At 34.2% G+C, this 12,742-nt stretch carries 6 protein-coding genes; 4 read left to right on the forward strand and 2 right to left on the reverse strand.

Annotation, left to right across the window (positions count from 1 at the left end; translation table 11 throughout):
* Positions 1-29 precede the first annotated feature (29 nt).
* On the reverse strand, positions 30-680 hold the full coding sequence (locus tag CXF69_RS01130; protein WP_102078887.1) for an IS1595-like element ISPssp3 family transposase: 651 nt from the start codon (positions 678-680) through the stop codon (positions 30-32).
* A 358-nt stretch (positions 681-1,038) separates the two neighbouring features.
* Here CXF69_RS01130 and CXF69_RS01135 point away from each other — a divergent pair, with 358 nt between their 5' ends.
* The 3 genes from CXF69_RS01135 to CXF69_RS01145 are packed head-to-tail and all read left to right on the forward strand — an operon-like array spanning position 1,039 to position 5,319.
* Entirely contained in the window at positions 1,039-2,607 is a 1,569-nt protein-coding gene (locus tag CXF69_RS01135; protein ID WP_102078886.1) for a VPA1262 family N-terminal domain-containing protein, read from the forward strand.
* Positions 2,594-3,268: a hypothetical protein gene (locus CXF69_RS01140; RefSeq protein WP_102078885.1), complete on the forward strand. Its 675-nt coding sequence runs from the start codon at positions 2,594-2,596 to the stop codon at positions 3,266-3,268. The genes CXF69_RS01135 and CXF69_RS01140 overlap by 14 nt, the downstream gene beginning before the upstream one ends.
* The gene (locus CXF69_RS01145) at positions 3,265-5,319 is read left to right on the forward strand and encodes a hypothetical protein (RefSeq protein ID WP_102083149.1); all 2,055 of its coding nucleotides are present in this window, start codon (positions 3,265-3,267) and stop codon (positions 5,317-5,319) included. Before CXF69_RS01140 ends, CXF69_RS01145 begins: the two co-directional genes overlap by 4 nt.
* Here the strand turns inward: CXF69_RS01145 and CXF69_RS01150 are convergent.
* Positions 5,284-6,510: a HEPN-associated N-terminal domain-containing protein gene (locus tag CXF69_RS01150; protein ID WP_102078932.1), complete on the reverse strand. Its 1,227-nt coding sequence runs from the start codon at positions 6,508-6,510 to the stop codon at positions 5,284-5,286. The two genes, CXF69_RS01145 and CXF69_RS01150, sit on opposite strands and share 36 nt — an antisense overlap.
* 176 nt (positions 6,511-6,686) lie before the next feature.
* Between CXF69_RS01150 and CXF69_RS01155 the strand changes: the two genes are divergently transcribed.
* On the forward strand, positions 6,687-12,410 hold the full coding sequence (locus CXF69_RS01155; protein ID WP_102083150.1) for an ATP-binding protein: 5,724 nt from the start codon (positions 6,687-6,689) through the stop codon (positions 12,408-12,410).
* Positions 12,411-12,742: the final 332 nt, after the last annotated feature.

Here is a 12,742-nt window from a genome sequence, read left to right on the forward strand (position 1 = left end):
GAGAAATTATTTGGGGCTGTCCTAGATAACTAGTTCAAACCCTGTTTAACCCATTGTTTTAATTGTAGTAATTGCGACTTTGGGTCACTGTGATTAAAACGCCACTCACATTCCTTTAAATAGAGGTGAAAATGCTCTTTTGGAACCCCGTTAAACTTACGTAGATGCCGTTTAGCTTGGTTCCAGAAGTTCTCTATACCATTAATGTGATTCTTGTCATTAACAAAGGTTTTGGAGTGGTTGATACGATAATGAGTAAACTCACTGACATCTAGTGCGTTATAGCTTTTAAATGAGTCAGTATAAACAATGCTATCAGGCTTCACTTTTTCTCTTATGATGGGGATCAAAGTATCTGCTTTAGCATTGGGTATAATACAAGCGTAGACCTTGCCATTACGCTTTAATAGGCCAAACACGGGCACTTTGCTACCGGCACCTCGCCCTCGCTTGCCTTTACGAGTGCCACCAAAGTATGATTCGTCTACTTCGATTTCGCCTTCAAATAGACCAGGGTCTTGACTATTCTCGTAAATAAGCAGTCTTAGCCTATGAAAGTAATAACTGGCTGTCGTTTTATTAACACCAATTAGGCTTGCTGCTGTTCTCGCGGTAGAACCAGCAACAAATAACTCGATGAGTCTGTTTTGTTTATACCAACTTAGTTTACTCTTTCTCATAGTGCTATCCTAAATAATTTTATTTATCTAGGACAGCCCCAATTATTTTATAGGCTGGCTTGAGATTTGTCAGATGCCAACTACCTCATTAATGCGGTTATAAGGATATTGATATCATCAATTCATATACGGTATGACTGATTTTGATAGAAGTAAAAAAGGTTGCCAACACTGTATTATGCATAGTGTTAGCAACCTTTCTCTAGTTAGCATTTTACTTAGGTGGAGTTGTCAAAATTGGGGTTTGTTATTCTAAATTACTATTCTACGCTTTATCATATATAGGTAGTATTTTTAGTTTGACTATTATGGTATAAACAGTTTTAGAATAGTTAACATTATTATAAGGGCAAAAAAAATGGTTGAACTATTTAGTCTATATGAGAAAGCTGAAGTTAGATTAGTTACAGCTATGGTGAAAATTAATGATTCTGAACCTGCTGAAAGCAGATTAATCTTTGCAACCGTTAGATTACTTCCTAAAGACTTCCATCAATCCTATTCAAGTGAATTAAAAAAGGGACCAAAAAGTACATTTTATCGCAAAGTAATTTTATCAGCTAGCGATGCTATTGAATGGTATCGTACCGCAAATGGCAATAATCTAATAGTTCTTGAGGCTGACGAGCAATTCGGTGAAGTGGATAAGGAACCAACATTCCCTAATATTCAAATAGCTGACTTTACAGATGAGACTGCTTGGGGAGATTTCAGTATACCTTTATTAGATAAAAATATGCTCGATGTCTTTATAGGTAACCCAACCCCTTTTTTAGGTTATAACTCTGCTCGTATACATCGTCGTTTTGGTAAACAGGATAACCTGCTTAAAATTATCGATCACCCACAAGTGGTAGACTTTGTCAAACGAGGACTATTTATAGATTTAAAGGAGTATCCTGAATATATTGGAGGAATGGTACTTATTCTACCAAATCCAATTGTAAAATCTATTGAAGACAGACTTCTTCAAGCACAAGAAAAGGAGGGAATACAGGAGTTACGTCTGCTGAAGTTAAACCCCTACCCTTCCCAAAGCTTGGAAAAATTAAAACTTATAAACTTTGAAACACACTTAGGTCTTTTGAAAAACTTTGAACAGATTGATATACCAGACGATGGCATCATAGCTTTGCCGAATAAAAATCCTTATCAGTCCCATGGATACTTTTTGATTCATGAACTCTATGGTTGCTTGGAGTTTAGACCTGCCACTTCGTATATAAGACAAGTAAATTCTAATTTACAAATTGTTGGATCGACTCTTAATGTTAGGACTCGTGAAAACAGTAAAAAAACCTCTCCAACTCATGAATATAGTTCTTCAATAATCGATAGTCAGCAGGAAACAGTAATTGGAAGCATCGAACCAGATGAAGTTTTTCATCGAGTTATTAGAGCTCAAACAAATAGAAATAGCGATAAAATGAAGCTTCAAGCTTCTCAATTCTGGTTTGAGGAAGGAGATAGACAGCAAGCCCTTAATAAGATTGGTGGGCTAATCAATGAGGCAAATAGTAAAATAGAATTTTATGATCCATATTTTAGCGATTTACAGATTACCCAATTTGCGACCCAGGCTCGAGTTAAAGGCTTACATATTGCGATCCTGACATCTAAGATCGCTTTTAATAGTGTACAAGATGCTAAAGACATACAAGCTGAAATAGAAAATATTCATAATGAGAATGTCGGCTTTAATATAACTTGCTTGGTATTAGATCAAGAAACACCAACGTTACATGATAGATTTCTAGTTATTGATGAAACAATTTGGTTTGTAGGACACTCTTTCAATAGAATAGGCGAGCAAAATTCTTTTATGACAAAAGTACCTTACCCTATTACAGTTTTTAATAAGCTTAAAGATATAAAATCTCAAGCTATTCATTTAGAGGAGTACATATCTAAATATGCTACTGCCTAAGCCCAAACAATCAGATATAAAGTTATCTGTAAATAAAAATGTATCTCAAGAAGAAACCATCTTACCGAAAATTTTTTTCGGTTCATCTCAACAGAGCTATTATAGCGGACCCCAGGATACGGAAGATCTGTACGAATGTCCGAGCTACTCTGTTGCAATAGATATGTTTTCAAACCTCAATTCTAAAGATGATATTTCATTAATTTCTAAGGGTTTCCAAAACGCTATACAAGTGGCTACTAATAGAATTTGGATTATTGATACTTATTTAGCTAACACCTTAGAAAAAAATGAAAATAAAAAGCTCGAAATACTTTACGACCTTATATTAAACAACTCATCCAAAGTAGATACTAGATTTTATTTAAGAAATGATATACAAGAAAGTGAAACTGCTAGATTGGCAGAATTAACTAAAACCTATAACGATCATATTAGAGAAAAACAAAAAACTTCTAATGCGACAATAATAGGTTATAAATTATTCAAAAACATGAAATTCATTCATGATAGATTTGCAATCATTGATGATAACTTATGGCATTTCGGCTCTGATGTTGGTGCATCGCAACCGAGCTTTCATGCTACCAGTTTTGGCTGGAACGCAAATGAACTTAAAATTACTAATTTTTTCGAAGAACTATGGCGGGATGGTAAATGAACACGAATATTTCATGGAATACCCCTAAGTTTGATAATTATAAGACTTACGAGAGCATACAGAAAGATGTCTTTGAACTATGGGATCTGATTTCTGTAAATGATAGATTGCCATTAGACAATTTAGATGAGCCAAAAGAGGTTGAGCAGACAGTTAATAATCTTCTAGGAGAAGTTAGATCTAAGTTTGAGAAACTACAAGGTAACTATGACGATGACTATAAAACTGAATGTGGTCTAGCTATTCAAATTATTAAATCTTGCGATGGTTCTGATACTTTTTTTAATACTGTTGATAAAATTGAATATTACTCTAGCAACTTAAAATGGGCATTGAGAGATTATATTAAGGATATAATGAATGCTGAAAGAGGTTATGAGGATGTCATAGATAACCTTAAGTCTTCAGCCATAAAAACTATCAAACGTTACACTGAACTTAATCAAGTTCCATTCAATACTACCATTGGTGAAACTCATAAATATTATAACAATTTAATCACGCAGTGGAAGTCCAATCCGTGCTTGGAAATGCTTTGGGCTGATAGAGACTATCATAATTTATCTTGGGAGGGGGATAAGACAGCTTTCTATACATTATTTATTCTAGCTAAAAATACTTTCGTTGAGCTGATACAAAAATTTGAAGATCCATATTCTATCACAATGGCATTGCATGCTATTGACAGCGAGATTACAGTTGAAATTTGGTCATTCTTAGTTGCAAATGCAAAAACTGCTTTCGATAATAAAGGTACATGGGACCATAACGAACTATTACTCCCCTTGCTAATGCATCATACTGATTTTAAACTCAGTGTACTTATTAATTCGTACAATATTAACACTACATCAAATCAGTCAAAGTTAGATGAAATTAAGCAAAGACTCGATGAGTTGGTTACTTTCATCATTCATACTCTATTCAATGTTCAACCCCTAGGAACTCTTAGATGGATACTCTATCAGCTAAGAGATTTGCGTAATGATGAAATCATAGTAACAATTGATAAAAGTGATGGTGAGTTACCAAAAACTTACTCCTATCTAAAGTCAAAATTTATTCTATCTTTTAGCTCTTTATTCGATTATTCTGATATCAATAGTTCTGAAACTAAGTTAGTAACATGGTCTGATTCGCTTGACTATGAAGAATGGTTTGCTCATGTATTTTTAAGTTTATATATTGAGACTAGACTGTCTAGTAATGCTGATGCCGAGCCATCAATTCAACAATTAAAAGTATTTGAGATATCTAATGATTTTTTCTCTAGATGGTATTTTGATATAAAAAACTGGTACTGTGATGAAGGACTCTTATTCAGAAAAGAATCTTCTGATTTTTCTCACTATGACGATAATTTTAGTTTTAAAAAAGACAAATACTATTTTCTGTCCTACCTATTATTTGTTTCAATCAAACACAATAAATCGTTAGATATTTGGAACAAATTACTTCTGTCCAGTGATTTGTTTTTAGATATATTGGAATATCAGAAATATAGAGACTCTAACTGGAATTTCGATAATCATAGTCACTCAAGATATGCTTTAAGTCTTTTAAGTATTGTTGGTTTAAACCTTATAACTCTATTAGCGAATGATAAGAATGAACTTGCTTTATACGTTTATAATTCATTCTACCAAATGGTTTTTAAAGCATTTGAGTCTGATACTATTTCTAAGAAATACTTTAGCGCTATCAAACTTCTTAGTTTTCTAAGACTAAATGCTGAAATTGACGATGATTCAAATTTTAAAAACTTAAATCAATCTTATCCCAGTATTGAAGATTACTTATATGATTTCCAACCACATGATATAGAGTTTTTCGAAATCCTCTATTTTTTAAAAGATAATGGTTTAAAAAGTGATTTTTTGAGTTTGCTTGTGGCAGGTAAAATTAATGTCAATATAAATCAGAAAGTATCATCCTTAAACAAAATGATAGAAATTGATAAGAAGAGATTTACTTTTTCAAATGAATTCAAAAACTTCCTATCATCATTAGGAGTATTAACTGATTTGACCAGCTCCAACCAGCACCTGTGACTCTATTCCGACCAATCTTAGTAGAGAATCATTTTGAAATGATTCATCGGCATCTATGCATTGCTCAGAGGTGGCAAATATGACTACCGCTCTATGCCCTTCATTTTTAGAACTGGGATAAATTATGCCATCTACTTGCACGCCGTCTTTACTTTGAAAAACATGTCTAAAGTATTCTGTCACAATTTGGGTAGGTACATAATCTATATGAGCCCTATCGTCTCTTGCGATAGGTTTAATAAAATCATGAACAAAGTTTTGCAAGAATTTTATATCACTACGAAATTTCCTTTTATGCTCATCGAAGATACTAGGAACACTAGATTTTTCAGGTAAGTCAATTAGTACAAGATCTCTAATAGGCCTAAAAACACCGCAAATAGCTTTTTTATCAGTATCACATTGTTGATAAGTTTCACTAATTGCAGTTTTCATATCAAATGCACCGTAGAACATCGGGATACCTGCCGGGCTCATCCTATTGGGCATAATCGCATACTCAATTGGCGGAGAACCTAATTCATTTGCATCTGTCAAATGTTGGTCTAATTCAGTAATTCTCACTCGTAGTATGTCAGTATCTTTACTTATGACGTTAGTTAAACTGACCCTATTTACAATACTACCTAATACATCTAATATTTTTACTGGATCCATTTCATCATGCTGTTTTGTATCAAAATTAGGATTTCTTGCATTTAAAAACAAGTATCTTGATTTAGTTTTAACAAAACTACAAAAATAGCTCCATCCGTACATGAACGTTTGGTCTACTTTTAATGAATATGGCTCTTTTTTACACCATTGCTGGTTATGTATTGAATCTACAATATATGTAAAAACGTCATGATTTATGGTATCCAAACCTATTATCTCCATTAAATTCCATGTTTCATAAACTTTGCCTTGCCATCCCCCTTCTCTTGTTATGTAAGAAAGTCCTTCATTATTTGGATCTCCCCATTCATAATGAATACTATTTAAAATATGATCAATTACTAATTCTAATTTACAAGCGATGACATCCTCATCATAGTCTTTACAAAATGAGCAGACTGTAGAACTTTGATGCTCTTCTATGAAATGCGTCACTCCCTGTTCTTCAAAACAGCCAGTACAAACTGTTAACGTTTCATCACAGCTAAAACCTCGTCTCTGCTCTTCAATTTGCTGTTGTTTTGCTAATCCCATGTTGCAACTCCTTACTCTTAAGACTTTTATTGATATATCAATCTGTCTATATACGATATTATCTAACTAATAAATAACTCTAAACAATGGTATGTATCTACACTGTCTAACTTATAAAGCATGCTAATCAAAACTACTTCAAAACTTTTAACTTGATAATTACTAGCGGCCTAACTATGACGAGCGACATCAAACACACGCAGTTGACCAGAGTGGGATATTCATATCAGGACCTCTGGTGTATAAAGCTATTGATAGATTGGTTTCATCAACCTGACTTATACCAGTGGATGACTATAGAGAATTCAGAATCAGGTCCGCATAAATTTATTGGTCTTGATGATGTCGTAGCCCTAAACTCCCATGGTAAATATGAGCTTTATCAAGTTAAGTTTACTATCGATTCGGAGCGTAAAGATTTAAGCTTAAGCCTTGACTGGTTATTAAAGAAGAAAAACAATGGGTCCTCTCTTCTTCAAAAATGGAATACTGACTTTAAAAAGTACTATGAAGTTGATTTACTGGCTAAGGCCGTTCTAGTTACTAATAGAGTACCCGATAATATTGTTAGTCAAGCACTTACTAACGAAATTATAGATCTTGAAATGATTCCGTCTGAATACCTTAGCCAAATTTATGAGCAGCTCGGTGGAACCGATGAAGCAAAGAGCTTCTTCAAACACTTTAAATTTCAACATAGTCAGCCGACAAACAATGACCTTGAAACGTCACTTCGCAATAGTCTTGTGCCTGACCATACTAAAGATGAAGGTTGGTATCGCTTCATAAAAGCTGTTGAAAGATGGGCCACTACAAAGAACCAGCCAGCACCTGATGGTCACATTAAGCTACAACATTTAAAAGAATTATTTAGTGTAGCTATTTCACAACCTTTATCGCAGTTTTTCGAAGTCCCAAATGGCTATACGCCTCCTTCAAAAGACTTTCATAAAAACATTTTAGCTAAAACTGAAAAATCGGGCGCATGGGTTGTTTTTGGTCGTCCTGGTATGGGCAAGAGTACATACCTATCGCATTTAACTAATGTATTAGTTAAGAAAGGTGTGCCTGTATTACGCCATCACTATTCCATTTTATCGCAAGGAGAGGTTGAGAGAGTCAGTTATACCAACGTAGCCAGGTCAATACTACTTCAAATTAAACAAGTATTTCCAGATTTAATTAAGACTTCAGACTTAAATCATAATGACCTCTATGTCTCACTTAAAGAGGCTTGTAATAGAGCAGAAGCAAACAACAAGCAACTGGTACTGATTATTGATGGATTAGATCATGTTAGTAGAGAACGATCTGGCGATATTAGTCAGCTCAACCACCTAATTAATATTGTAAATAAACTCAAAGACAGGATATGTATAATTTATGGCACGCAACCGATAAGCAACATAAAACTGCCAGCGATTATGGAAGTAGATACACCTAAAGATACTCATTGGTTTGAATTACCACCTATGGATATGCATGCCATCAGAAGTTGGTTAAACAATTTAGTTGCTAGCAGTCAAATTAAATTAGTAGTTGATGATGAATATAGGAATTCTGAGCTAAGTGCCATCACTACCGCCTTTCATAGAGTATCCAGTGGCTACCCTCTCTATCTTATTTATTCGATAAGAAAACTGGCGACTAATAAAAACCACATAATTGCTTATGATGTTGAACGCTTACCTATCTGCCCAGACGGCGATATTCTTAAATACTATGATGTACTGTGGTCAAACTTATCTGCTCAAGCTCGTGAGGTTCTTCTTCAAATATCATGCGTAGAATTCTCATGGCCAGATAGAGACACCTTAGCCACTTGCTTTGAAAATACCTTGAGCTTTACGAATGCTTTTGATGAAATTCGGCACTTATTTGATATTCGTTTAAGCGGCATCACGCCTTTTCATAGCAGTATTATTTTCTACTTAAAAAGCAAAGATGAGTTTACACAACAATCGAAAACTTTAATAAAAAGAGCAAAAAGCTGGCTTGATACTGACGCACCTGAATATTGGAGATGGGGCTGGCAATGGATTATTGAAAGCTATTTGGGTAATCCACTACCTCTTCTAGAAGGTGTTAACCGTGATTGGTTAATTGACTCTGTATGCAAAGGATATCCTAACTCACATATTGAACGAATATTATATTTCGCTGAAAGCACAGCTTTCGAGCAAAAAAAATATTCCGATCTTGTGAAATTTAGATTGATTAAGATGCGTCATCTTGATGGTCCAAATTTTCAAATTCAGGATTTTTCTGAATTTCTCAAAATCGCTGTGGAGAATCCAACAGCTAATTATGCCATGCTATGGCGAATAGATAATCTAAACACTTTATCTAACCAAGATATATCTGTGGTTGTATCTTATTCTAAGAGTAGCCCTAACTTATTAATGCGTTGTTTTGATGAACTTATTAAACGTATTAAGTTCTATGCTATGTATGGCGATGATCAAGGAAATAGTGTAGATGCTTTAGTTAACTCAGCTTTCGACTGTCTTCTTAAGTCCGAAAACCCAGATATAACGAAAGTTGTCTGGCTTCTTAACAAGCTCAATGAAAGGGCAGTTTGGTTTGATAAAATTATTGAAAGACTAGTATCATCTGGTTATTCCGATATTATTTTGGACTTTCCAGTAAGCTCTGTTCCCGAAGATTCAATAAATATATATTGGGATAACTTTGTGCTGGCATGTTGTGATCATGACATTTCTTTTCTAGATAGACCAGAAAGAAAGAAAGCTATTACGAGCATTTACGGCTCAATAATTGCAAAATTAGAAGACAATAGGTTTCAAATAGATTGGGCTCAATTTACTAAGCCAGAGCCCATAGCTTCTTTTGAAAGTATGCCTTATAAGCGATATATAAAGCTATTTTTCTATTATTTAGCTCAATCTTTATCACATCCCAAAGCAACTCGTAAACTACCGGACTTCACTAATTCAGACATCACCACCTTTCAAAAAGATGCTGATATGTTTTTTGAGTATGTAGCCTCTAATGTAGCATATGATTTTTTAATTTCTAATAAGATAGATATCTTTGACATCTATAAACAAATAGAAGTATTCAGTTTTCCTAAGAGAACAGACTGTAATAACGACAAAGCACAGGTATGGCATACCGTATCAAAAGCCTTGACCCAAATATCTATTGTGCTGTATAGATTATTCAGCACTACTAATCGAATAGTACCACTAAATGTGTCTGATTTTGACTATTTAGCAACTAACAGCTTATGGCTCGCACAAAACTGGCTAGAATCTGCTTTTGAACACGGTATCACAATATCTGTTCCTATAAAGGTCGTTGAAAAAACGATACAAAGTTCGTTCGAAGAGTTATCACTACAAAAAAACCTTACCAACTACTTAGTAGGTAATAGTTTAGAAGTTACCAAGCTTGCCTTTCAATATAACTTAAATAATGAGACAACAATTGGTTTAAAGAATACGGCACAACATATTTATGGTTACGGTCATCGAAAAGATATCACGTTAAATGACGTCTATGAAGCTGTGGATGCTTGTGCAGAATATAGTGTAGGAAGTATTAAGGACTGGGTAATCCGACTAACGCCCTTCACTACTGATATATTTCAATATTCAGAAAAAGAAAACAGGCATATTCCTAGCTGGAGAATTAAGCTAATAGCTAAATACGTACCAGAACGTTTGGTGGATGAATTTACATATCACATATCAGAACATAATTGGTCATTATGTCAAGATATTCTTGACCAATTTACAATCAACTTTCCTCTTAACTCTGCAGCGGAAAAAGCACTACTATTATCGCAAACAACTTATGAGTCTCTAAGACAATTGGAATTAAGAGCTAATGAAAGCAATACTCTAAAAACCATCTTTAACGAACAATTAGAATTCTTGGGTGGTTTTCCTCCAGCGCCTAGAGACAGTAGCTATTCCTCAGATTTAAGTAAAACTATTGAAATAGATATTGAAGAGTACTCTCCAAATCGGTTGAATGATTTATGCGATGAGCTCAAGGCCCAAAATATATACTCTGCAGATGATTTTATAACAGGTTGGATCGATTATTGGGTAGGTCAAAATCAAGCTTTTGATATTATCGAAGCTTACGAAGCTCTGCTGTTACTTGAAGATAATTTTCCTGACAACCTAAGAAGAAGCCTTGATAAAGTGTTTTTACTTAGTTGTAAGCTTAGAGGCGTAAAAAAATCTTATCCAATGGCATTGCATAGCGTTCGTCTAAATAGGCTATGGAGTCGATTTTGGGGTGGAAAAGATACCATCTTTATTTATGCTAAAAAATACAAGAATGATTGGCAAAAATTCTTAGATGATACGTTATCATCAAAATTCTCCAAAACTGGCGATTCAGAATGGTTTCTTGTACCTACTTACGAACTCGTCAAATTTTTTCTAGTCGTTGGAGAGTATGACTTAGCAGTTGCTACGACTGAGTCTATGCTTAAATGCTTGGAAGATGAGACTAATCACCTGTCACTCACACCTTTATATTGGCAACTACAAGAATTAGCTATAGAACAGGTACCGTCTCACATACTTTTATGGTTCTACAAATGGCCAGACCGAGTTGCTAGACTGAGAGCAGCTCATCAAATTGCTAAACTTCTCGAAAATGACGTTTCGTTTCGATCACTGTTTTTGCAGCACTTAAGTCAATTACAGTATGAAATAGATATAACTGACTATTTGTCAATTCTGTTGCTAATAAACGGACAAATTTATAGTTCTGAGGAGCTAACCTTAGCTATTATATATCCATCAATATTATCGAATAATATTTTGAGAAAACTAGGGTTACTACCTAAAAAAGTAACTAGTGCTTTCTATACTGTTAAAAATGAAGATAAAACTTATTCAGATTCAGATTCATTTAACAAAGCACAGAATGGTATAGCTCCTTTATATTTGCATTTTCTACAAGTTTTAAGTAAGGAGTTAAATTATCCTCTTTTAGCACACTGTGAGTACGAATGGGAATGTATCAAAGGTAGACAAGATTTTATTCACTTTAACTATTATGGCTTTTGTAACGATCGTTTTTATCCAAGAGATAAATTAGTATTCAATATAGTCACTCAAGCAGAAACGGTCATCTTATCCGCTTATTTAAGAACATTATCCTATGCATATCACTGTCTAGGACTATCTAATGCAAAAGCGAGTTTTTTCGCGAATCAAGTTAAACCTTTCGGCACTCCTTATACTTCTTTGCAACCGTCTAAAGCACCAACTGGTTGGCCTCAGCTTTTAGAAATTAAAAAAAATGAAGCTTTACCTGATGAAGCAGCATTGGCAAAATATATGCAAAACTTGATAAATCAGGAAGAAAAGATACTATTTGGTTCAGGTCCGATTATTCGTACTATAAATGGTGTATGTATAGACATGGAGCTGCAAGTCTTTCAATCTAGTAAAAAAACAAGCCTAACTCCCAAAGAAGTATTTGATGCACTCCAGTACGACATTGGTAGAGAGCTAGGCATTAACCCCTTTTCAATACGTGCACATCCACTAGGATTAGAATTAGGTAGATTCGAAGTTAATTATGCCTCTAGAGGCATTGAGACTCCGAGCTTTACAATCGGCTGTCCTCCCTCAGATATGAGAACAACATTAAGCTCAGTTGACCATTACTTTGGGAATGTGCTGAATGCTAAATATAAAATATGGCACTATCATTGGTATCCGATGCATTATGCGTATCTAGGTCCAGCGATGGGAGCCTATTTGATGGTGCCAGGAGATATATGGAATGCATTACGAGGCAGATCTGAGCACAGCATTTATATGCTAGGAAAGCTTACCATTATAGATAAACGTAATTACAATAGGGATGATGATCCTATTGAGATTTATAGCATAATAAAAATATAAATAAAAAAATTCTCATATTTAACAATTGATAACAATATTTCTTGTCGAATCTGAATATCTAAATTCGGCTAGTTAACCAAACTTTTACCTGAATGAATAGTTGGTATATTAGTTGGTATAAATATTTTATTATTATATAAAATCCTTTAATACCATATGTTTAATTAGCAAGTTAAGTTGATACTGGGCCCACCACATTTAAGTATTAATAAAAAAGACCTTCAAGAGATTGGAGGTCTTTTTTATTGTCTGCTGTTTTTCTAGTAAATAACAACCATGTGTATAAGCATAGACATAGGCACTTTATTCAAGCCTCTCCGCTGATAACGGAT

Source organism: Psychrobacter sp. Choline-02u-9 (genome assembly GCF_002836505.1).
Taxonomy (GTDB): Bacteria; Pseudomonadota; Gammaproteobacteria; order Pseudomonadales; family Moraxellaceae; genus Psychrobacter.